The sequence below is a fragment of the Geobacillus sp. C56-T3 genome, from assembly GCF_000092445.1.
GTDB lineage: Bacteria > Bacillota > Bacilli > Bacillales > Anoxybacillaceae > Geobacillus > Geobacillus thermoleovorans.
Map to the genome: position 1 here is coordinate 613,933 of NC_014206.1, position 20,894 is coordinate 634,826.

19 protein-coding genes, 1 tRNA gene, 2 rRNA genes and 1 pseudogene are annotated in these 20,894 nt (G+C 55.3%); 15 read left to right on the forward strand and 8 right to left on the reverse strand.

Going from position 1 to position 20,894, the window contains the following annotated elements:
- The first annotated feature begins 74 nt into the window (after nt 1-74).
- From GC56T3_RS03165 to yugI, 4 genes are all read left to right on the forward strand, one after another.
- Nucleotides 75-338, forward strand: a complete 264-nt coding sequence (locus GC56T3_RS03165) for a DUF1871 family protein (RefSeq protein ID WP_013144361.1) — start codon at nt 75-77, stop codon at nt 336-338.
- Between the two features lie 54 nt (nt 339-392).
- Nucleotides 393-893: an Lrp/AsnC family transcriptional regulator gene (locus GC56T3_RS03170; protein ID WP_013144362.1), complete on the forward strand. Its 501-nt coding sequence runs from the start codon at nt 393-395 to the stop codon at nt 891-893.
- On the forward strand, nt 890-2,062 hold the full coding sequence (locus GC56T3_RS03175; protein ID WP_013144363.1) for an aminotransferase: 1,173 nt from the start codon (nt 890-892) through the stop codon (nt 2,060-2,062). Before GC56T3_RS03170 ends, GC56T3_RS03175 begins: the two co-directional genes overlap by 4 nt.
- Before the next feature lie 105 nt (nt 2,063-2,167).
- Nucleotides 2,168-2,533 carry a S1 domain-containing post-transcriptional regulator GSP13 gene (yugI, locus tag GC56T3_RS03180; RefSeq protein WP_013144364.1) on the forward strand — a complete coding sequence of 122 codons (366 nt, stop codon included), beginning with the start codon at nt 2,168-2,170 and terminating at the stop codon, nt 2,531-2,533.
- Between the two features lie 104 nt (nt 2,534-2,637).
- Here yugI and GC56T3_RS03185 read toward each other — a convergent pair whose 3' ends face one another.
- Entirely contained in the window at nt 2,638-2,871 is a 234-nt protein-coding gene (locus tag GC56T3_RS03185) for a DUF378 domain-containing protein (RefSeq protein WP_011232397.1), read from the reverse strand.
- A 148-nt stretch (nt 2,872-3,019) separates the two neighbouring features.
- Here GC56T3_RS03185 and GC56T3_RS03190 point away from each other — a divergent pair, with 148 nt between their 5' ends.
- From GC56T3_RS03190 to GC56T3_RS03200, 3 genes are all read left to right on the forward strand, one after another.
- On the forward strand, nt 3,020-4,183 hold the full coding sequence (locus GC56T3_RS03190; protein WP_013144365.1) for an iron-containing alcohol dehydrogenase: 1,164 nt from the start codon (nt 3,020-3,022) through the stop codon (nt 4,181-4,183).
- A gap of 104 nt (nt 4,184-4,287) precedes the next feature.
- Nucleotides 4,288-5,637, forward strand: a complete 1,350-nt coding sequence (locus tag GC56T3_RS03195) for a glucose-6-phosphate isomerase (protein ID WP_011232395.1) — start codon at nt 4,288-4,290, stop codon at nt 5,635-5,637.
- A 275-nt stretch (nt 5,638-5,912) separates the two neighbouring features.
- Nucleotides 5,913-6,317, forward strand: coding sequence for a YugN-like family protein (locus GC56T3_RS03200; RefSeq protein ID WP_013144366.1), 405 nt, complete (start codon nt 5,913-5,915; stop codon nt 6,315-6,317).
- Here GC56T3_RS03200 and GC56T3_RS03205 read toward each other — a convergent pair.
- The gene (locus GC56T3_RS03205; protein ID WP_013144367.1) at nt 6,314-7,309 is read right to left on the reverse strand and encodes a TrkA family potassium uptake protein; all 996 of its coding nucleotides are present in this window, start codon (nt 7,307-7,309) and stop codon (nt 6,314-6,316) included. The genes GC56T3_RS03200 and GC56T3_RS03205 overlap by 4 nt on opposite strands.
- Nucleotides 7,310-7,421: 112 nt before the next feature.
- On the opposite strand from GC56T3_RS03205, the gene GC56T3_RS03210 reads away from it, so the two are divergent.
- Nucleotides 7,422-7,610: an H-type small acid-soluble spore protein gene (locus tag GC56T3_RS03210; RefSeq protein WP_013144368.1), complete on the forward strand. Its 189-nt coding sequence runs from the start codon at nt 7,422-7,424 to the stop codon at nt 7,608-7,610.
- 272 nt (nt 7,611-7,882) lie between these two features.
- Here GC56T3_RS03210 and GC56T3_RS20120 read toward each other — a convergent pair whose 3' ends face one another.
- Complete coding sequence (locus tag GC56T3_RS20120; RefSeq protein ID WP_041468200.1) at nt 7,883-8,236, reverse strand: MFS transporter; 354 nt, start codon at nt 8,234-8,236, stop codon at nt 7,883-7,885.
- Between the two features lie 43 nt (nt 8,237-8,279).
- A pseudogene (locus tag GC56T3_RS20125) lies at nt 8,280-8,483 on the reverse strand (hypothetical protein); the annotation flags it as partial.
- Between the two features lie 72 nt (nt 8,484-8,555).
- On the opposite strand from GC56T3_RS20125, the gene GC56T3_RS03220 reads away from it, so the two are divergent.
- Both GC56T3_RS03220 and GC56T3_RS03225 read left to right on the forward strand, forming a co-directional pair.
- Nucleotides 8,556-9,056 (forward strand): GNAT family N-acetyltransferase, encoded by a 501-nt coding sequence (locus tag GC56T3_RS03220; protein ID WP_013144369.1) that lies wholly within the window; start codon nt 8,556-8,558, stop codon nt 9,054-9,056.
- Nucleotides 9,057-9,113: 57 nt separating this feature from the next.
- Complete coding sequence (locus GC56T3_RS03225) at nt 9,114-9,365, forward strand: hypothetical protein (RefSeq protein ID WP_013144370.1); 252 nt, start codon at nt 9,114-9,116, stop codon at nt 9,363-9,365.
- A gap of 216 nt (nt 9,366-9,581) precedes the next feature.
- On the opposite strand, the gene GC56T3_RS03230 is transcribed toward GC56T3_RS03225, so the two are convergent.
- Nucleotides 9,582-10,463 carry a thermonuclease family protein gene (locus GC56T3_RS03230; protein WP_013144372.1) on the reverse strand — a complete coding sequence of 294 codons (882 nt, stop codon included), beginning with the start codon at nt 10,461-10,463 and terminating at the stop codon, nt 9,582-9,584.
- A 251-nt stretch (nt 10,464-10,714) separates the two neighbouring features.
- On the opposite strand from GC56T3_RS03230, the gene GC56T3_RS03235 reads away from it, so the two are divergent.
- On the forward strand, nt 10,715-12,007 hold the full coding sequence (locus tag GC56T3_RS03235) for a DnaD domain-containing protein (RefSeq protein ID WP_013144373.1): 1,293 nt from the start codon (nt 10,715-10,717) through the stop codon (nt 12,005-12,007).
- 231 nt (nt 12,008-12,238) lie between these two features.
- Here the strand turns inward: GC56T3_RS03235 and GC56T3_RS03240 are convergent.
- Both GC56T3_RS03240 and GC56T3_RS03245 read right to left on the reverse strand, forming a co-directional pair.
- Nucleotides 12,239-12,311: transfer RNA gene (locus GC56T3_RS03240), tRNA-Ala, on the reverse strand.
- Nucleotides 12,312-12,383: 72 nt separating this feature from the next.
- Nucleotides 12,384-13,061, reverse strand: a complete 678-nt coding sequence (locus GC56T3_RS03245; protein ID WP_011232387.1) for an MgtC/SapB family protein — start codon at nt 13,059-13,061, stop codon at nt 12,384-12,386.
- 117 nt (nt 13,062-13,178) lie between these two features.
- Between GC56T3_RS03245 and GC56T3_RS03250 the strand changes: the two genes are divergently transcribed.
- The gene (locus GC56T3_RS03250) at nt 13,179-14,087 is read left to right on the forward strand and encodes a DMT family transporter (RefSeq protein WP_013144374.1); all 909 of its coding nucleotides are present in this window, start codon (nt 13,179-13,181) and stop codon (nt 14,085-14,087) included.
- Here the strand turns inward: GC56T3_RS03250 and GC56T3_RS03255 are convergent.
- Complete coding sequence (locus GC56T3_RS03255; RefSeq protein ID WP_013144375.1) at nt 14,058-14,876, reverse strand: protein-glutamine gamma-glutamyltransferase; 819 nt, start codon at nt 14,874-14,876, stop codon at nt 14,058-14,060. The genes GC56T3_RS03250 and GC56T3_RS03255 overlap by 30 nt on opposite strands.
- Nucleotides 14,877-14,965: 89 nt before the next feature.
- Between GC56T3_RS03255 and GC56T3_RS03260 the strand changes: the two genes are divergently transcribed.
- From GC56T3_RS03260 to GC56T3_RS03270, 3 genes are all read left to right on the forward strand, one after another.
- On the forward strand, nt 14,966-15,133 hold the full coding sequence (locus tag GC56T3_RS03260; RefSeq protein ID WP_227456686.1) for a hypothetical protein: 168 nt from the start codon (nt 14,966-14,968) through the stop codon (nt 15,131-15,133).
- A 566-nt stretch (nt 15,134-15,699) separates the two neighbouring features.
- A 16S ribosomal RNA gene (locus tag GC56T3_RS03265) occupies nt 15,700-17,257 on the forward strand.
- A 356-nt stretch (nt 17,258-17,613) separates the two neighbouring features.
- Nucleotides 17,614-20,543, forward strand: a 23S ribosomal RNA gene (locus tag GC56T3_RS03270).
- Together the 16S and 23S rRNA genes form the textbook arrangement of a ribosomal RNA operon.
- Nucleotides 20,544-20,894: the final 351 nt, after the last annotated feature.

The window sequence follows — 20,894 nt, forward strand, 5'->3', positions numbered from 1 at the left end:
CCTTCTTTTTTTCGAATCGATGGCTTATAATGGGTTATATCATAGCATCAAGAAAGAAGGTGGATGGCGGCGGCATGGACGGACAACAGTTGAATCGGCTTCTTATTGAGACGATCGGCGCCTGGGACCCGTTTGGCCTTGGAAAAGACGCCTACGACGTCGAGGCGGCCAGCGTGCTCCAGGCGGTGTATGAGACGGAAGACGCCCGCACGTTGGCCGCCCGCATTCAGTCCATATATGAATTCGCCTTTGACGAGCCGATTCCTTTTCCCCACTGCCTAAAACTCGCCCGCCGGCTGCTTGAGCTGAAGCAAGCGGCGTCCTGTCCGCTCCCGTGATGACGACAGGCGGCCGGTTTGGCGAAACCGACCGATGAAATGGAGGGATGCTGCGTGAAATTGAGCGAAAAAGAGCTGGAAATTATCGAAATATTAGAAAAAGATGCACGAACGCCGATCGATGTGCTGGCGAAGATGATCGATTTGCCGGTCGAAGAAACGGAAGCGCTCGTCAAAAAGTTAGAAGAGGCGAAAGTGATCGTCCAATATACGGCGCTCATTGACTGGCGGAAGGCGGACGGCCGCGAAGGAGTGACGGCGATGATCGACGTCAAGGTGACCCCAAAGCGCGGTGTCGGCTTTGACGAGGTGGCGGAACGCATTTACCGATTCCCGGAAGTGAAATCGGTGTACTTAATGTCCGGCGCCTACGACTTATCGGTCGTGATCGAAGGGCGTTCGATGGCGGAAATCGCCCAATTTGTATCGGAAAAACTGTCGACGCTCGATTCTGTCATTTCAACGACGACCCATTTCATTTTGAAAAAATACAAACACGATGGCATCGTCTTTGACCAAGGAGATCAAGATCGCCGCATCGTGGTGTCGCCATGAAGCCGCAAACGAGAAAAACGTACGTGTCGGAAACGGTTGCGGGCTTGAAACCATCCGGCATCCGCCGTTTTTTCGACCTTGCTTCCACCATGGATGGCGTCATTTCGCTCGGCGTCGGCGAGCCGGATTTTGTCACGTCCTGGAGCATTCGCGAAGCGAGCATTTTGTCGCTCGAGCAAGGCTATACGTCGTACACCCCAAATGCCGGGCTCTTGGAGCTCCGCCAAGAAATCGCCGCTTATTTGCGCCGCAAGTTTCATGTCGACTACTGTCCGGAGACAGAAATTTTAGTGACGGTCGGGGCGAGCCAAGCCATCGACTTGGCGCTTAGGGCGATCATCAACCCGGGCGATGAAGTGATCATCGTCGAACCGAGTTTTGTCGCCTACGAGCCGCTTGTCGTGCTCGCGGGCGGGAAGCCGGTGGCCGTTTGCACGTCTGGCGAAGACAAGTTTCAGCTCAATCCGGCGCACCTTGAACAGGCGATCACCGAGCGGACGAAGGCGGTCATCATCTGCTCGCCGAACAACCCGACCGGAACGGTGCAGAGCCGCACGGAGCTTGAAGCGATCGCCCGTCTGGCTGAGGCGCACGACTTGCTCGTCATTGCCGATGAAATTTACGCCGAGCTGACGTATGAAGGAGAGTACACGAGCATGGCCGCTGTTAGCGGCATGCGCGAGCGGACGATTTTGATTTCCGGCTTTTCCAAAGGGTTTGCGATGACCGGATGGCGGCTCGGGTTTGCGGCAGCACCGGATGAGATTTTGCAGGCGATGCTGAAAATCCATCAATACGCCATGATGTGCGCGCCGACGATGGCGCAATATGGGGCGCTTGAGGCGCTTCGCAGCGGAGAGCGCGATGTCGCCGAGATGCGCAACAGCTACCGGCGGCGGCGCAACTATTTCGTCGCCTCGCTCAATGAAATCGGGCTGCCGTGCCATTTGCCGGGCGGCGCGTTTTACGCTTTCCCATCCATCAAGCCGACCGGTTTGACGTCGGAGCAGTTTGCTGAGCGGCTGCTCATCGAAGAAAAAGTGGCGGTCGTCCCCGGCAACGTTTTCGGCCAAAGCGGGGAAGGCTATATCCGCTGTTCATACGCATCATCGCTCGAACAGCTGCAAGAAGCCATTAAGCGAATGAAACGGTTTTTGGCGCGCCTGTAACTGGGGATGTTCCGCCGTCGGCGGGACATCTTTTTTTGGGGTTTGCTGTCGGTCTATGTTATAATACAGAAACATAGACGAAATTCATCAATAGGAGTGTTTCGCTTGTCAACGATCAAACGAGGAGCGATCGTGAAAGGGAAGGTGACGGGCATTCAGCCGTATGGCGCGTTCGTCCAGCTTGAGGACGGCATGCAAGGGTTGATCCATATTTCTGAAATTTCCCATCAATTTGTGAAAGATGTGCGCGATTACGTCCATGTCGGGGATGAAGTGACGGTCAAGGTGTTGGACGTCGATCGAAAGGCGAGGAGGGCGAGCCTGTCCCTAAAGGCGCTCGAACCTGCCGGGGAAAAGGAAAAACGCCATATGCGCATGAAAATGCCGCTCAAGTCGGGGTTTCGCCCGTTGAAGGAAAAACTGCGCGAATGGATTGAGCAGTCCAAGAAAGAAAATTGGCCGAAACCATAACCCTGCGCTCCAAACGGTGAGAGTCCATGACGCTTTGAGGCCGGGAGAGGCGCAAAAAAATAAGACACCCACCGTCAGGCGGTGAGTGTCCCAATGGTTTTCCGTCATGTGCGCGATGTTTTCGGTTCAGTGCGCCCAAGCTCTTCGGCCGGTTTGAACAGCAGCGCCAAGTTGATCAAGCCGGCGATGCCGACCAAGCTGTAGATGATGCGCGACCAAACGGAGTCTTGGCCGCCGAAAATGGCGGCGACTAAGTCAAATTGGAAAAAGCCGATTAGTCCCCAGTTAATGGCGCCGATAATGGTCAACAATAGCGCAATGCGCTGCAATGCTCCCATCTTGTTTGCCTCCTTTGGAAAATTTCTTTTCAACTTATAGGATGAATCGCAGTCGTGAAAAATATGCATCGTTTGCCGCCAAAGCAGTTGGCTTTACAACCGGTGGCAGGCGCTGCCATAATAGATTCAGGAAAAGGAGGGCATCCATATGCAAGAGTTTATTTTCCGCAACCCGACGAAACTGATTTTCGGAAAAGGGCAGCTCGAACGGCTCAAAGAAGAAGTGCCGCGCTACGGCAAGAAAGTGCTGCTCGTGTATGGCGGCGGCAGCATCAAACGAAACGGACTGTATGATGAAGTGATGAAGATATTGGGGAACATTGGCGCCGAGGTCATCGAACTGCCAGGCGTCGAACCGAACCCGCGCGTCTCGACCGTAAGAAAAGGGGTGGACATTTGCAAGCGGGAAGGCGTCGAGTTTTTGCTGGCGGTTGGCGGCGGCAGCGTCATCGACTGCACGAAAGCGATCGCCGCCGGGGCGAAATTCGATGGCGATCCGTGGGAGTTTATCACGAAAAAAGCGCCCGTCACCGGCGCCCTGCCGTTCGGCGTCGTCTTGACGCTGGCGGCGACCGGGTCGGAGATGAATTCCGGCTCGGTGATCACAAACTGGGAGACGAAAGAAAAATACGGCTGGGGCAGCCCGTTTACGTTCCCGCAATTTTCGATTTTGGATCCGACGTATACGATGACCGTTCCGAAAGACCATACGGTTTACGGCATTGTCGATATGATGTCGCATGTGTTTGAGCAATATTTCCATCATACGCCGAACACGCCATTGCAAGACCGGATGTGCGAAGCGGTGTTGAAAACCGTGATCGAAACGGCGCCCAAACTGATCAACGATTTGGAAAACTACGAGCTGCGCGAGACGATTATGTACTCGGGCACGATCGCCTTAAACGGCTTCTTGCAAATGGGCGTCCGCGGCGACTGGGCGACGCACAATATTGAGCATGCCGTTTCCGCCGTGTATGACATCCCGCACGCCGGGGGATTGGCGATTTTGTTCCCGAACTGGATGAAGCATGTGCTCGATGAAAACGTCAGCCGTTTCGCCCAGCTCGCGGTGCGTGTGTTCGATGTCGATCCGGCGGGCAAATCCGAGCGCGATGTGGCGCTTGAAGGCATCGAGCGGCTGCGTGAGTTCTGGTCGAGCCTCGGGGCGCCGTCGCGGCTTGCGGACTATGGCATCGGCGAGGAAAACTTGGAGCTGATGGCCGATAAAGCGATGGCGTTTGGCGAGTTCGGCCGTTTCAAAACATTGAACCGCGATGATGTGCTCGCCATTTTGCGCGCTTCCCTTTAATGAGGCGATGAATCCGTTTCCAAAAAGGTGGGCTGCTTGATTTCCCTTGTTTATTCCGCTAAAGTGAAAGAAGGCAATGATTCTTGAAGGGGAGGCGGAAATCGATGACCCACATTCGCTTTGACTATTCGAAAGCGCTCGCCTTTTTTGGCGAACATGAGCTTACATACTTGCGCGATGCCGTGAAAGTCGCGCATCATTCGCTTCATGAAAAAACCGGTGTTGGAAGCGACTTTTTAGGCTGGCTTGACTGGCCGGTCGACTATGACAAAGAAGAATTCGCGCGCATCAAGGAGGCGGCGAAAAAAATCCAATCGGACTCTGATGTTCTTGTCGTCATCGGCATCGGCGGCTCGTACCTTGGCGCGCGGGCGGCGATCGAGATGCTGCACCATTCGTTTTACAACGCCCTGCCAAAAGAAAAGCGGAAAACGCCGCAAATCATTTTTGTCGGCAACAACATCAGCTCGACGTATATGAAAGACGTCATCGATTTCTTGGAAGGGAAAGACTTCTCGATCAACGTCATTTCCAAATCGGGGACGACGACCGAGCCGGCGATCGCCTTCCGCATTTTCCGCAAGCTGCTTGAGGAGAAATACGGCAAAGAGGAAGCGCGCCGCCGCATTTACGCGACGACCGACAGCAAGCGCGGCGCGCTTCGGACGCTCGCCAATGAGGAAGGGTACGAGACGTTTGTCATTCCGGATGACATCGGCGGCCGCTACTCGGTGCTGACGGCGGTCGGGCTGCTGCCGATTGCCGCAAGCGGCGCGGATATTAACGCCATGATGGAAGGAGCGGCCAAAGCGCGCGACGATTTCAGCTCCTCGGAGCTTGAGGAAAACGCCGCTTACCAATACGCCGCCATCCGCAACATTTTGTACAACAAAGGGAAAACGATCGAGCTGCTCGTCAACTACGAACCAGCGCTGCACTATTTCGCCGAATGGTGGAAGCAGCTGTTCGGCGAAAGCGAAGGGAAGGATCAAAAAGGCATTTACCCGGCTTCCGCTGATTTCTCGACCGATTTGCATTCGCTCGGCCAATACATTCAAGAAGGGCGCCGCGATTTGTTTGAAACAGTGTTGAAGCTGGAAGAACCGCGTCATGAGCTGATCATTGAAGCCGAAGAAAACGACCTTGACGGACTGAACTATTTGGCGGGAAAAACGGTTGATTTCGTCAACACAAAAGCGTTCGAAGGGACGCTGCTCGCCCATACGGACGGCGGCGTGCCGAACTTGGTCATCACGTTGCCGAAGCTCGATGAATATACGTTCGGCTACCTCGTCTACTTCTTTGAAAAAGCATGCGCTATGAGCGGCTACTTGCTCGGGGTGAATCCATTTGACCAACCGGGAGTGGAAGCATACAAAAAGAACATGTTCGCCCTCCTCGGCAAACCAGGCTATGAGCAGCTGAAGGAAGAACTGGAGAAACGGTTGAAATAACAACGTGTTCCATCGCCAAGCCGCTGTTTTCTCGGAGGAGATGACTCGCGGCTCGACCCGAGTCGCGCCCGAAACGGCGGACGGAACGACGGAAAAAGCGCCTCTTCCCTTTTGTGGGGGAAGAGGTGTTTTGTTATACATACCGGGTCGTTCGTCCGCACAACGCCCGGGCGAGGGTTTATTGCTCCCTGCCGTTTTTCGCCAAGCGTCTGAAGCTGCCGCGGACAAATAATCCCCGCCAAACGGGAAACGATAAAAGAAAGGAGGGATTGTGCATGATTGAAATGCCATCGCGTTTGGAAGGGAAACAATTTCAACTGTACCATTTGGAAGAGCAATTAAAACCAATGGGATATACAATCGGCGGCGGGTGGGACTACGATCACGGCTATTTCGACTACAAAATCGCCGATGACGCGGGCTACCAGTTTTTGCGCGTGCCGTTTCGGGCGGTCGACGGGCAGCTTGATTCGCACGGAACGACGGTGGAGCTTGGGCGGCCGTTTTTGCTTGCGCATAAATACCAACGGGGCATCGATGATTTCGCCGATGTCGGCAACATCAGCGCCTCATTCAATCAGTTTGCCGAGCCGCAAGACCCGGATGCGACCGTACCCGAGCGATACATTTCCGTCGGAAAGGCGCTTGTCCAAGAGCTGGAGCGCCGCCTGCTCGATTAAGGGGCAAGCACAAACAGGCGGTCGCTTTGTTGAATCGGGCGGTCCGGTGCAACGGAAATCGCTCCGTGATCTCCGTGGATGACGCCAAGCAGCGTCACGTTTTGCTTGAGCAGCTGCTGTTGAACGGCGGCGAATGGCTGGCCGATTTGCTGTTCGTCTGGCTCGAGAAGGCAGAGCGTCTGTCCGTCCAGGCGGTAAAGCGCCGTCTCCCACACGCTGGCGGCGCCCGGCGAGCGAAGGCTGGCAGCCATGGCGAAACTCGCCAGCAAGTTTGTCTGAATCACCTCATCCGCCCCGGCGCGGAAGGCGTTCTGGACGTTTCGGCCCGTTAGGATTTCCACGATGGCGTACACCGACGGGTTGAGGCTTTTGGCGGCAAGCAGCGTGACAATCGTATCTTTATCGGCTTCCGATTCCGCTTTATGCGGATCGGCGGTGATGAGCAAAAAACGCGCTTCTTGAATATTGGCCTTCTCCAGCACCGCATCGTCGCTTGCCGTTCCTTTAATGAAATGAACCGGCGCGTTCGGAAGCGGGTGGGACGGAACGGTGGCGTCGATGAGGACGAAACGCATGGAGGCGTCGTGCCGCGAGAGGCGAAAGAGCACCTCGCGCGCCCGCTCGTTCCAGCCGACGATCACCGCATGGCCGCGCCCTGTATACCGGAGCTGTCCGCTTGTAAAAGCGGTTTCCCGGGCGGCGGCCGCGGCGGAGACGGAAGCGAAATAAGCGGTGAGGATGCCGGTGCCAAGGACGATGAGCCCAATGGCCGCGAGTTTTCCAGCGACCGTTTTCGGGGCGATGTCGCCGTAGCCGATTGTCGCCGACGTCACGATCGCCCACCACACGCCGTCGAACACCGTGCGGAACGTCTCTGGTTCAATGAAGCGCATCAGCGCGCCAAACAGCACGATCAACGCGCTCGCCGAGACAAACAGGCGAAGCACGGGCGGCCAGCGCCAATACGATAACAGCACGTTTCTTGTTTTCATCGTCCACCCCTCTTTTGCTTTTGTCTTTTTTTAGTGTGAGCCGTTTTTGCATAAACATTCCTGTTTTTTCCCATACTAGGAAACGGAACATCACAGAAAGGGGACAGTGGTCATGGATATGAACCGTGTCAAACAAATCGTTTCTTCCCCTGCCGATATTCCGGTGTATTACAACGGCGTGTCGGTCTGGATTGACGGGTATGATGAAGAAAAACAGACGGCGACCGTCCATTTGCGCGACGGGCGGCTTCATGAGCGCCGGGATGTGCCGGTTTCGGAATTGACGGAAGAGCGGGAGTGAAAAGGGGAGGCCGGCTGACAGCGCGGGAGCCTTCTTGCGTTTCCCGAGCGCGCTTGGTTCGAGTAAAGGCGTTTTCCGGCATGAAGCGTCCGGGCGGCCCGCAAGAAAACGGTTGTTGTTCGCCGTCTGTTTCGTGAACAAGACGGCTTTTCAGACGACAATCAGAGGGAGTCGGTGCAAGGACGTAGACATCGGATGAAACGTTGATGGAGCGAAAGACGGGGAAATCCGCCGCTTGCCGAACGACATGTCGGGCAAGCGGCTTCGTTTTGTCAGACAGCGGATTGGCGGCGCGTCCGGGCAACGCGCACTGTCAACAGCAAGGCGCAGGCGAAAAAGAGAATATCATCGATTCCGTAGACGAGATGATACCCTCCAGCGGCAAACAGCGCGCTGCCGATCATTGGTCCGAACGCCATGCCCATATAGCGGAAAAAGTTGTACACGCCGATCGCTGTCGAGCGGTTCGCTTGAAAAACGTTCGTCAGTACGGTCATCTGCACTGGGAGCGAAAGGCCTAAAAACAAGCCGAACAAGGCGATGGCCAAAACAAGCAGCGAAAGCGATCGTTGGGCCGCGATCAAGAAAAAGAAAATGGACAGCACGGTCAAATACGATGCCGCCAAGCAGCACCGTCCTCCGTCCTTTCCGGTCGGTGAGCGGGCCATAGACGATTTGCATCATCGCCAGGAAGAAAGTGAAAATGGAAATCGTCAAGTTGATCAAAAACGAAGAAGTCGCAAACGCCTCCCGCACTTCTGGTAAAATAGGAGTGTAAATCGTTTGCGTAAACGGGCCGAGAAACGCGGCGAGCGACACAAGATAGACGACAAGCTGGCGTTTCATCCCTTTCCCCTTTCTTTGCCAGTCCATATGTTATGATTATACTCCTGCTTTTTTCGTTTTTGGAAACGAAATGCTTATCGAGAAAAGGTGGGGATGAGAATGGAATCATGGTTGATCCGCGATGCGACGATGGAAGATTTGCCGCACATTGTCCGCATTTATAATGAAACGATCCCAAGCCGGATGGTGACGGCGGACTTGGAGCCGGTGTCGGTCGAAAGCCGGCGGGCGTGGTTTGAGGCCCATGACCCGCACAATCGTCCGCTTTGGGTCGTCGAGGACGACGGCGTGGTTTGCGCCTGGCTCAGCTTTCAGTCGTTTTACGGCCGCCCGGCGTACCGCCATACGGCGGAGGTAAGCATTTATATCGCCGAAACGCACCGCGGCCGGGGGCTTGGGGCGAAGCTGCTCGAGCGGGCGGTCGAACGGGCGCCCGAACTTGGGATCAAGACGCTGCTCGGCTTTATTTTTGCGCATAATGAACCAAGTTTGCGGCTTTTCTCCCGCTTCGGATTTGAACGATGGGGATATTTTCCGCGCGTGGCGGAATTGGACGGCGTGGAACGCGATTTGGTCATTGTCGGCAAACGGCTTGTATAGAATGGCGTCCGATGGGGCACGGATAATCATGACAATGTCAAGGAAAGAGGGAGAATGATGAACGTCATGCCGATTCGGCTGTTTACGATCCAAGATGGGGAAGGATTTGTCGCTGACGCGTTTCAATGCCCGGTGACCGGCAATTTGATTTATAAATCGTCCGGCACGCCGTCTGTCATCGCGTACACCGATTTGACCGACGAACAAATCATGCGCCTTGAGAAATACGGATTTCGGCGGCTCGGCGAGTCGCCGGCGCGGATGGAAAGCGGCCCGGACGGCATTGAAGAGCTGCTGCCGAGGCAATGAGGGAGAAAGAAAACACACAAGATGAAAACGTTGAAGAAAAGGCCTGCCCGCTGGGGACAGGCTTTTTCTTTTCCCCAGAAGGCCGGCGAAACCCAACGGATTCGCTCGATCCGTTCGTGAGAAAGCTCAAGGGATGAAACTGCGGCGCTGCAAGGTTTTTTCAATTTGAAAAACATTGTTGCAAAGCCTGATATTCGTTCCATCACCGGCCGTTGATCATGTCAACCGGCGGATGAGCCAATAGAGCGCGGCGGCCGCCGCTAGGCCAAGCAGCGTATAAAGAACCGGACGGCCGGATCGTTCGAGCGGCGTTTTGTTCTCCAAAGCTGGCGGGTGATCGGTCTTGGCCGTCTTTTCCTTCGTCTGCGGCCGCGTTTCCGTCCCTGCCCCCTCCCTCTCTCCAGCGGCACGCTTGCCGTACATGCCCGCTCCGGTTCGTTTCGCCTCCTCGTACGCCTTGCGGACGCGCGCTTCGTATTTGTAATCGCCATAGTCATAAAAGTCTTCGACAAGTCCGGCTTTGGCGAGATCTTCTTGCAGCAGGCGCTTGCCGACCCACACCCAGGCGAGCAGCCGCTGGTATTTGTCAAACAGCGCGTCTCCGTCGGTCTCAAGCAAAATGTTCCCTTGATGCAAGCGGGAACATGTAAACCGGCTTGCTTCTTTCCCATACGGTTCGACTTGGATCGTGCTCTCCGGCGTATCAATGAACAAAAACCTCGTCGTGTATACATGGCCGTTGACGCGAAACTTCGCCGTATCGCCGTCAATGCACTCGACCAATTCAGCCGGGTAGGTGCGGCCAAGGCGCAACGTAGAACGATCTTCTTTCTTCCCCAGCGTATGGCCGTCCAGGTCGATTCGTTCTGGGGTGAGATGCCGCTTGCATCGTTCATTGCCGTTGTATGTTTGAATAAGCTGGACAAGCTCTTGTTTCGTTTTCGCCTGCTTCGCCAGCGCAGTCGGCTCATGGAGCAAATACACGCAGTCGCTGCCGCGGAAGTGCCCGCCCAACTCATCAAGCTCGCCAGGGTGGGCAAAAGCGGAAATCGGGAACATCAACAGGAAACAAAACAAGAATATGACCATTCGTTTCAAAAACGATCCCTCCACTCGAAAAACATTTCTTCCTCTTGAACAAGAACCGGATGTCCGCAATGGATGGGTTTCAGCACACGATCGCACATGTTATGCCGGTTTTTGCCGTTTTTCAGCGAAAAATCAAGCCAATATGGCCGTTATCGCGCTGTTAGGCGATTTGCGTTCGTTCACGATAAAGTTTATCAAAAAAGTGGAACTATGAGGAAACATCTCGTCAATCAAGGATGTTTGAGGGGGGAGAGGATGACATGTCCAACTTGCTTTTCGATGATCAACCGTTGGTCATTTTGCCGCAGCTCGCTTTGGCGATCGGGTTGAACGAAAGCATCGTTGTTCAGCAGCTGCATTATTGGCTCAAGAAAAGCGAAAACGTCCATGACGGCTATAAGTGGGTGTACAACACGTATGCAGACTGGCAGCGACAATTCCCGTTCTGGTCGGAAAGCACGGTCCGCCGGACGATTACCAAGCTCGAGAAAATGGGTATTATCGTTGCGGCGAATTTTAACCGTTCCAAGATCGATAAAACGAAATGGTATCGGATCGACTATGACAAACTGGCCGAAATAACGAAAGAAATGTCAGAAATGTCGGGCGGAGAACATGGGCAGGCGGCCGATGATGGCGTGATGACCGCGAATGGCGTTTCGATCGTTCCAGATGCGTTTTCATTTACTCAAGACGGGGCTTCGTTCGTTCACGATGAGGGGTTGACGACGCACGGCGGGGATTCGATTGTGCAAGATGGCGTCTCGGCCGTTCAAGGCGGCGCTTCCGTGGTTCATGGGGAGGTGTTGGCGTCTGGCACTTCGACCGCTCAAAACAAGGTTTTGGCTATGGAAGAGAGGGGATCGATGAGGCCGAGCAGCGTTTCGATGATTCAACAACATCCGATTTCAGCCGTTTGCGATGGTGTTTCGACCGGCCAAAATGAGCAGACGATGGGCGAAACAGTCCGTCCATTTGCGCAAAATGAACCGTCCAACTGGTCAAACTGGGCGGTCAAGGCGCTCAATTTGACGAGACCAATACCAGAGACAACAACAGAGATGACAGCAGAGATCAAAAAGGAAGACGAAGAAGACGCGCGCGTGCGCACATACAAGGAGATCGTTCGCTTCTGTGAGGAAAACGGGTTTGGCGTGATCGGCGATTATTTGCGGGAAAAGATCAATGCGTGGGTGGACGATGCGTCCGAGGAATTGGTGTTGGAAGCATTGAAAATCGCGGTGGAAAACGGCGCAAAACGGTGGGTGTACGTGGAAACGATTTTGCGCGACTGGACGGAGAAAGGGTACCGCACCGTGGACGAAGTGCGCGCCGCGCGGTTGGCGTTTCGGGAACAGCGGATGAAGCAGCGATCCGCCCCGCCTTCATCCGATGGCGGGAGAACGATGCGGAAACCGATCCGCACCGAAATCGTGCCGGATTGGCTGAACATGGATTACAGCCAGCCGGAAGACGACGACTTTGACGTTGAGCAGGCGCGCCGAGAGCTCGAGGAACGTCTGAAAAAATACAAAACCAACCTGGACGGATGAAGCCGAAGGGCGTAAGAGCCCGAGCAGTCTCATCTCATGACGGGACGTGAACCGAGCGATCTCCCGTGTGCCCCACGCTTTGAGGTTCAGTCAGGTCGTTCACTGGTGCTGGCGCCCCTTCACGTTTAGATGGTGGGAGGCTTCTTTTGGGAATTTGTTCACAGGGAGATGGCTCATCGCCATCTCCCAAAACGAAAATAAAAAACCCTTGCACAGCAAGGGTTTGGCAAATGGAGCATACCGGGCTCGAACCGGTGACCTTCGCGCTGCCAGCACGACGCTCTCCCAACTGAGCTAATGCCCCAAAAAAGGATATGGATGATCTATCCATGTCCCATTATATATATGGATGCGGACAATTGCAATCCTTTTTTGATCACCCGCTTTCAATATCAACGTGCACGACATCGTCAATGGAGCGGATGACGTAGTAAAGTTCGGCGGTCGAGCGCTTTTGGTCAATGACGGCTCTTAGTTTCAGCAAATGTTCATTCTCTTCCACATCTTTAATGCGCATCGTTTTAATATTGATGTCCTGTTGTTTTAAATGGTCGATGACCTTTGTAATGTTTTTGGCGTCCGCCACGGTGATTTGCAGCAGCACCTCTTTTTCGCGCAGCTGCTTCGGTCCGAAAAAATTGATCAAAAACGGAATGAGTTCCACACTGACAATGAGAAGCGCGACGCCGAACGCCGATTCCCAATAGAAGCCTGCGCCGACCGCCACGCCAATCCCTGCCGCCCCCCAAATGATCGCGGCGGTCGTCAGCCCGGTGATGCTGTCGTTGCCGCGGCGCAAAATGACGCCTGCTCCTAAAAAACCGACCCCGGACACAATTTGCGCCGCCAGTCGAAGCGGGTCCATTGTAATATGGTCTTTGAGCGGAAAGACGTACGCCGATTCGATCGAAACGATTGTAAGCAAGCAGCTGGAAATGGAAATGACAAGGCACGTTTTCAACCCGACCGGTTTTCGCTTCAATTCCCGTTCCAGCCCAATGATCAGCCCGAGAATGGCGGAAATCCCTAGTTTGAGGAACGGATCAAACATCATCGCTTCTCACCTCGTTCATGGTATAATGAAAGAAAACGCCTGATGACGCCTGTTTTCGCCCGGCGTGAAAACGGCGGCCAAGAACTGCGCTTGACCGAGACAAGGAGAGGAAAACGAATGAAGCCGCCAAGCACCATAAAGGCTTATGCTGCTCTATTCATCGGCGCGCTTGCCGTGTCAACATCGGCCATTTTCGTCAAATGGTCGCAGGCGCCGTCCGCGGTGATCGCCTTTTATCGACTCTTTTTGGCCGTCGCCATCATGACGCCGTTGTTCCTCCGGCATCGAAGCGAACTCCGAGGCATCTCTCGGCGCGATTGGCTGTTTTCGCTTTGTTCTGGGGTTTTGCTTGCCTTTCATTTTATCCTTTGGTTTGAATCGCTCGACTATACATCCGTCGCTAGTTCGGTCGTGCTTGTGACGCTGCAGCCGCTGTTTGCCTTCGCAGGCGGCGCGTTGTTTTTCCGCGAACGGTTGACCGTTGGCGCGGTCGGGAGCGCGGTGTTGGCCATTATCGGCAGCGTTCTCATCAGCTGGGGAGACTTCCGCGTCAGCGGTGAAGCGCTGTACGGCGATGGATTGGCGCTGCTTTCGTGCGCGTTTGTCACGGCGTATTGGCTGTTCGGCCAAGAGGTGCGCCAACGGTTGTCATTGATGACGTATACCTATATCGTCTATGGCATCAGCGCGGCGGTGTTGTGGCTGTACGCGATGCTGTTTCGCCTTTCGCTGACGGCGTATCAGCTGACGGATTGGCTTTGTTTTCTCGCTCTCGCCGTCATTCCAACGCTGCTCGGCCATTCGGTGATGAACTGGGCGGTCAAATGGGTCAGCGCCTCGACGGTGTCGATGGCGATTTTATTTGAACCGATCGGCGCTTCCGCCTTGGCCTACTGGCTGTTTGGCGAACCGATCCGTCCGTTTCAATGGATCGGCGGTATTTTTATTTTAACAGGAATCGCCCTGTATTTGTGGGAGAAAAGCGAAAAAGGTCCGCTAACGGTGCAAGAACAGAGCGGACCCTAACGTTCCAAAGATAAAGGAAGAGCGGCGGATCGGCAGACGGAATTCATCGAAGCTGCGGGCGAATTGGGACAAATAAGCGAAATCGACTTGCGTGATATCGGGAAGCAGGTAAGCGGATTTCGTCGCCCCCCGCTTTCGTTTTCGATTGAGCGCGGCGATGATGCCGTCTGCCGTCTGGATGCCGATGCCGTGCCCGTAAAACAAGCCATCGCCCAAGTAGATCGTGTTTTCCCCTTGCCATTGCGGCGTCAGCGGATCGAATTCCGGGTTTTTAAAATAGAGGCAATCTCCGGGGAGAAAGTGTTCATCTTTTTTTGTTTGAATGCCAAGATCCCGGTCGGTATGCCAGTCATACAGCAGCAAATCCGCAAACAGCCGGTTGAATGCCGCTGGATCGATTACGTCAAGCACGGCCTTGTAGAACACGATGACGATCGCGGTCGCGCATTCAAACGCGTATCGCTCGCTATGGACAAAAATGTCCTGAATCGCTTCGGAAGCCGTGACATCTGGACGAAGACGGAAGCCGCCGCGCTCGTCCCGCGTCCAGAAATCGCTGTTGCAGCGCGAAAAACGGAAAATGGCAAACCGCGCCCGGCTTTTCGCCAACTCGCCCGCCGCCCGAACAATGCGGTCGCGCAAGGCGATTTCAAATCGAAGCTGGTGTTTGTTTGCATACGTATACAACTTAGGCGAGGAAACAAGGGCATCTAAGATTCGTTGTTCGCTGGCCGGAAGCGAAAACGAACTCGAAACGTCAAAGTTGATTGGCGACAACACGCGAATCAAAGTGAAGAAGCCTCCTTGATGAAAGGATCATAACAACGATATAGATGCAAAACGGAAAAGTTCTCCACGTCCTTGACGAAAAAAGTCGCTTGCCTATTTCGACCGCCCGAGGCAAACCGCCGTCTTCTTCGCCGCACCTTGGCGTGGCGGAAGACGGAACGACTACCTGCTTCACAGACCCAGGCGTGGGGCTGGAAGCGGCGTTGTTCGGTCGCCAGGCAGTCGATCCAGTCGCTCTGCAAAAGCCGTCGATGTGAAAGCGTCCAATCGCATCTATATAGCGATGCCATAGAAAAAATGTATGCACTCGCGCCGGTGTTCATTCCCCTTTTTTAGGAAAAGAACGCTTTCCTGTGGGATGGAGAAGAGGGAACGGGGATGGATCAGCGCGTCCTAAAATTTTTTTAAAAAGGTATTGCTTTTTTCGAGTTAAGGTGGTATATTAGAAAACGTCGCTGATCGAAGAGGTTGTTTGACAGCGATGCGAAGCAAAAAAAGCAGTTGACATCGAAAAAGATGTTATGCTAACATAAAAGAGCTGTTTGAGAGAGACAAAACAGTCGAAAGCTTGTTCCTTGAAAACTGAACGAAACGAAGCGCGACGAAAAGCGGAGGTCCGGTATTTCGCCTAACAGCAGCCCGCGTCCTGCGGGCAACGGCGAAATATCGCCATCCTGGCGATCGCGACGGGCAAATGTTCTTCACCCGCAGGGGTGCTTGCACCCCGAGGGGGAAGGTTATTTGACCCCGAGCGGCGGCGGACCGAAGCTAGACAATTCGAAAAGCGGAGGCCGCTTTGGCCAAAGCAAAAGCCAATCAACTTTCTTTGGAGAGTTTGATCCTGGCTCAGGACGAACGCTGGCGGCGTGCCTAATACATGCAAGTCGAGCGGACCAAATCGGAGCTTGCTCTGGTTTGGTCAGCGGCGGACGGGTGAGTAACACGTGGGCAACCTGCCCGCAAGACCGGGATAACTCCGGGAAACCGGAGCTAATACCGGATAACACCGAAGACCGCATGGTCTTTGGTTGAAAGGCGGCCTTTGGCTGTCACTTGCGGATGGGCCCGCGGCGCATTAGCTAGTTGGTGAGGTAACGGCTCACCAAGGCGACGATGCGTAGCCGGCCTGAGAGGGTGACCGGCCACACTGGGACTGAGACACGGCCCAGACTCCTACGGGAGGCAGCAGTAGGGAATCTTCCGCAATGGGCGAAAGCCTGACGGAGCGACGCCGCGTGAGCGAAGAAGGCCTTCGGGTCGTAAAGCTCTGTTGTGAGGGACGAAGGGGCGCCGTTCGAAGAGGGCGGCGCGGTGACGGTACCTCACGAGGAAGCCCCGGCTAACTACGTGCCAGCAGCCGCGGTAATACGTAGGGGGCGAGCGTTGTCCGGAATTATTGGGCGTAAAGCGCGCGCAGGCGGTTCCTTAAGTCTGATGTGAAAGCCCACGGCTCAACCGTGGAGGGTCATTGGAAACTGGGGGACTTGAGTGCAGGAGAGGAGAGCGGAATTCCACGTGTAGCGGTGAAATGCGTAGAGATGTGGAGGAACACCAGTGGCGAAGGCGGCTCTCTGGCCTGCAACTGACGCTGAGGCGCGAAAGCGTGGGGAGCAAACAGGATTAGATACCCTGGTAGTCCACGCCGTAAACGATGAGTGCTAAGTGTTAGAGGGGTCACACCCTTTAGTGCTGCAGCTAACGCGATAAGCACTCCGCCTGGGGAGTACGGCCGCAAGGCTGAAACTCAAAGGAATTGACGGGGGCCCGCACAAGCGGTGGAGCATGTGGTTTAATTCGAAGCAACGCGAAGAACCTTACCAGGTCTTGACATCCCCTGACAACCCAAGAGATTGGGCGTTCCCCCTTCGGGGGGACAGGGTGACAGGTGGTGCATGGTTGTCGTCAGCTCGTGTCGTGAGATGTTGGGTTAAGTCCCGCAACGAGCGCAACCCTCGCCTCTAGTTGCCAGCATTCAGTTGGGCACTCTAGAGGGACTGCCGGCGACAAGTCGGAGGAAGGTGGGGATGACGTCAAATCATCATGCCCCTTATGACCTGGGCTACACACGTGCTACAATGGGCGGTACAAAGGGCTGCGAACCCGCGAGGGGGAGCGAATCCCAAAAAGCCGCTCTCAGTTCGGATTGCAGGCTGCAACTCGCCTGCATGAAGCCGGAATCGCTAGTAATCGCGGATCAGCATGCCGCGGTGAATACGTTCCCGGGCCTTGTACACACCGCCCGTCACACCACGAGAGCTTGCAACACCCGAAGTCGGTGAGGCAACCCGCAAGGGAGCCAGCCGCCGAAGGTGGGGCAAGTGATTGGGGTGAAGTCGTAACAAGGTAGCCGTACCGGAAGGTGCGGCTGGATCACCTCCTTTCTAAGGATGAAAAGCGGAGGCCGCCCGCTTATCGGCGAGGTGCGCTGGAGGGCCTGCGAGGAGGCTGTCGCCGCCGCAGCAGGACCGAAGCGTCGCGAGCCGATGGCGGCCGGAGCTAGACAATCCGAAAAGCGGAGGCCGTAATGGCCAACCTACCAATCCATCGCGCTTCTGTTTCGTTCAGTTTTGAAGGAATGAGCAATTCCTTCAGTTGCTTTGCGTCTGCGTCTACAAGTGAATTCAGAGAAGCTGGATTCCTCGACGCAAACCAGCGAAGAAGCGAATTCAAAGGAGCTACTTCGTTCCTTGAAAACTAGATAACCGATTAACATAAGGAAGAAGCCGAGAGCGCAATAGGTTAAGCTAGAAAGGGCGCACGGTGGATGCCTTGGCACTAGGAGCCGATGAAGGACGGGGCAAACGCCGAAACGCTTCGGGGAGCTGTAAGCAAGCGTTGATCCGGAGATGTCCGAATGGGGGAACCCACTGTCCGTAATGGGGCAGTATCCATGCCTGAATCCATAGGGCATGGAGGGCACACCCGGGGAACTGAAACATCTTAGTACCCGGAGGAGAAGAAAGCAACCGCGATTCCCTGAGTAGCGGCGAGCGAAACGGGAACAGCCCAAACCAAGAGGCGTGTCCTTTTGGGGTTGTAGGACCGCTCACGATGGGAGTGAGAAAGGGACGGGGTAGACGAACCGGTCTGGAACGGCCGGCCAGAGAAGGTGAGAGCCCTGTAGTCGAAACTTCGTTCCCTCCCGAGCGGATCCTGAGTACGGCGGGACACGAGGAATCCCGTCGGAAGCAGGGAGGACCATCTCCCAAGGCTAAATACTCCCTAGTGACCGATAGTGCACCAGTACCGTGAGGGAAAGGTGAAAAGCACCCCGGGAGGGGAGTGAAAGAGAACCTGAAACCGTGTGCCTACAAGTAGTCAGAGCCCGTTGATGGGTGATGGCGTGCCTTTTGTAGAATGAACCGGCGAGTGACGATGGCGTGCGAGGTTAAGCCGAAGAGGCGGAGCCGCAGCGAAAGCGAGTCTGAACAGGGCGTGTGAGTACGTCGTCGTCGACCCGAAACCAGGTGATCTACCCATGTCCAGGGTGAAGGCCGGGTAACACCGGCTGGAGGCCCGAACCCACGCACGTTGAAAAGTGCGGGGATGAGGTGTGGGTAGGGGTGAAATGCCAATCGAACTTGGAGATAGCTGGTTCTCCCCGAAATAGCTTTAGGGCTAGCCTCGGGTTTAGGAGTCTTGGAGGTAGAGCACTGATTGGGCTAGGGGCCCAAAACGGGTTACCGAACCCAGTCAAACTCCGAATGCCAATGACTTATGCCCGGGAGTCAGACCGCGAGTGATAAGATCCGTGGTCGAGAGGGGAACAGCCCAGACCGCCAGCTAAGGCCCCGAAGTGCACGTTCAGTGGAAAAGGATGTGGAGTTGCCGAGACAACCAGGATGTTGGCTTAGAAGCAGCCACCATTTAAAGAGTGCGTAATAGCTCACTGGTCGAGTGACTCTGCGCCGAAAATGTACCGGGGCTAAACGTGCCGCCGAAGCTGCGGGATGACCGTTGGTCATCGGTAGGGGAGCGTTCTAAGGGCAGAGAAGCCAGACCGGAAGGACTGGTGGAGCGCTTAGAAGTGAGAATGCCGGTATGAGTAGCGAAAACAGAGGTGAGAATCCTCTGCGCCGAAAGCCTAAGGGTTCCTGAGGAAGGTTCGTCCGCTCAGGGTTAGTCGGGACCTAAGCCGAGGCCGAAAGGCGTAGGTGATGGACAACAGGTGGAGATTCCTGTACCACCTTCTTCCCGTTTGAGCGATGGGGGGACGCAGGAGGATAGGGCGAGCAGGCGGCTGGAAGAGCCTGTCCAAGCCGTGAGGCTGATCCGCAGGCAAATCCGCGGATCATAAGGCCAAGCGGTGACGGCGACGGATGGATCCGGAAGTCCCCGATTTCACACTGCCAAGAAAAGCCTCTAGCGAGGGAAGAGGTGCCCGTACCGCAAACCGACACAGGTAGGCGAGGAGAGAATCCTAAGGCGCGCGGGAGAACTCTCGTTAAGGAACTCGGCAAAATGACCCCGTAACTTCGGGAGAAGGGGTGCTCTTTGGGGTGAAGAGCCCTGAAGAGCCGCAGTGAAAAGGCCCAAGCGACTGTTTATCAAAAACACAGGTCTCTGCGAAGCCGAAAGGCGACGTATAGGGGCTGACACCTGCCCGGTGCTGGAAGGTTAAGGGGAGCGCTTAGCGGAAGCGAAGGTGCGAACCGAAGCCCCAGTAAACGGCGGCCGTAACTATAACGGTCCTAAGGTAGCGAAATTCCTTGTCGGGTAAGTTCCGACCCGCACGAAAGGTGTAACGACTTGGGCGCTGTCTCAACGAGAGACCCGGTGAAATTATACTACCTGTGAAGATGCAGGTTACCCGCGACAGGACGGAAAGACCCCGTGGAGCTTTACTGCAGCCTGATATGGAATTTTGGTATCGCTTGTACAGGATAGGTGGGAGCCTGGGAAGCCGGAGCGCCAGCTTCGGTGGAGGCGGCGGTGGGATACCACCCTGGCGGTATTGAAATTCTAACCCGCACCCCTTAACGGGGTGGGAGACAGTGTCAGGTGGGCAGTTTGACTGGGGCGGTCGCCTCCCAAAAGGTAACGGAGGCGCCCAAAGGTTCCCTCAGAATGGTTGGAAATCATTCGGAGAGTGCAAAGGCACAAGGGAGCTTGACTGCGAGACGGACAGGTCGAGCAGGGACGAAAGTCGGGCTTAGTGATCCGGTGGTTCCGCATGGAAGGGCCATCGCTCAACGGATAAAAGCTACCCCGGGGATAACAGGCTGATCTCCCCCAAGAGTCCACATCGACGGGGAGGTTTGGCACCTCGATGTCGGCTCATCGCATCCTGGGGCTGTAGTCGGTCCCAAGGGTTGGGCTGTTCGCCCATTAAAGCGGTACGCGAGCTGGGTTCAGAACGTCGTGAGACAGTTCGGTCCCTATCCGTCGCGGGCGGAGGAAATTTGAGAGGAGCTGTCCTTAGTACGAGAGGACCGGGATGGACGCACCGCTGGTGTACCAGTTGTCCCGCCAGGGGCACCGCTGGGTAGCTATGTGCGGACGGGATAAGCGCTGAAAGCATCTAAGCGTGAAGCCCCCCTCAAGATGAGATTTCCCACCGCGTGAAGCGGGTAAGATCCCTCGAAGATGACGAGGTCGATAGGTCCGAGGTGGAAGCGTGGCGACACGTGGAGCTGACGGATACTAATCGATCGAGGGCTTGACCTAGTGAGAAAAGTGAAAGCGCCGCGATTAGCTCTCGAAGCCAAATGTTCTTCACCCGCTGGGGTGCTTGCACCCCGAGGGGGAAGGTTATTTGGCAGAAGAGAGCTAGGCGCTGGAACTGGACAGCAAGAAAAGTGGAGGCCGCCCGCTTATCGGCGAGGTGCGCTGGAGGGCCTGCGAGCGGGCTTAGCCCGCCGCAGCAGGACCGAAGCGTCGCGAGCCGATGGCGGCCGGAACTAGACAGCGAAAAGCGCAGGCGAGCGGCTTCTTCCGACGGTTATCTAGTTTTGAGGGAATGAAAAAACTCTTGACAGCTCAGCGCGAATCATTATAATAGTAAATGTCTAAAGAGAT

Coding starts and splice junctions, on each gene's coding strand:
- GC56T3_RS03165 (WP_013144361.1), top strand. CDS start 75: ATGGACGGACAACAGTTGAATCGGCTTCTTATTGAGACGATCGGCGCC.
- GC56T3_RS03175 (WP_013144363.1), top strand. CDS start 890: ATGAAGCCGCAAACGAGAAAAACGTACGTGTCGGAAACGGTTGCGGGC.
- GC56T3_RS03185 (WP_011232397.1), bottom strand. CDS start 2,871: ATGGGAGCATTGCAGCGCATTGCGCTATTGTTGACCATTATCGGCGCC.
- GC56T3_RS03190 (WP_013144365.1), top strand. CDS start 3,020: ATGCAAGAGTTTATTTTCCGCAACCCGACGAAACTGATTTTCGGAAAA.
- GC56T3_RS03195 (WP_011232395.1), top strand. CDS start 4,288: ATGACCCACATTCGCTTTGACTATTCGAAAGCGCTCGCCTTTTTTGGC.
- GC56T3_RS03200 (WP_013144366.1), top strand. CDS start 5,913: ATGATTGAAATGCCATCGCGTTTGGAAGGGAAACAATTTCAACTGTAC.
- GC56T3_RS03205 (WP_013144367.1), bottom strand. CDS start 7,309: ATGAAAACAAGAAACGTGCTGTTATCGTATTGGCGCTGGCCGCCCGTG.
- GC56T3_RS03210 (WP_013144368.1), top strand. CDS start 7,422: ATGGATATGAACCGTGTCAAACAAATCGTTTCTTCCCCTGCCGATATT.
- GC56T3_RS03220 (WP_013144369.1), top strand. CDS start 8,556: ATGGAATCATGGTTGATCCGCGATGCGACGATGGAAGATTTGCCGCAC.
- GC56T3_RS03225 (WP_013144370.1), top strand. CDS start 9,114: ATGAACGTCATGCCGATTCGGCTGTTTACGATCCAAGATGGGGAAGGA.
- GC56T3_RS03235 (WP_013144373.1), top strand. CDS start 10,715: ATGTCCAACTTGCTTTTCGATGATCAACCGTTGGTCATTTTGCCGCAG.
- GC56T3_RS03245 (WP_011232387.1), bottom strand. CDS start 13,061: ATGATGTTTGATCCGTTCCTCAAACTAGGGATTTCCGCCATTCTCGGG.
- GC56T3_RS03250 (WP_013144374.1), top strand. CDS start 13,179: ATGAAGCCGCCAAGCACCATAAAGGCTTATGCTGCTCTATTCATCGGC.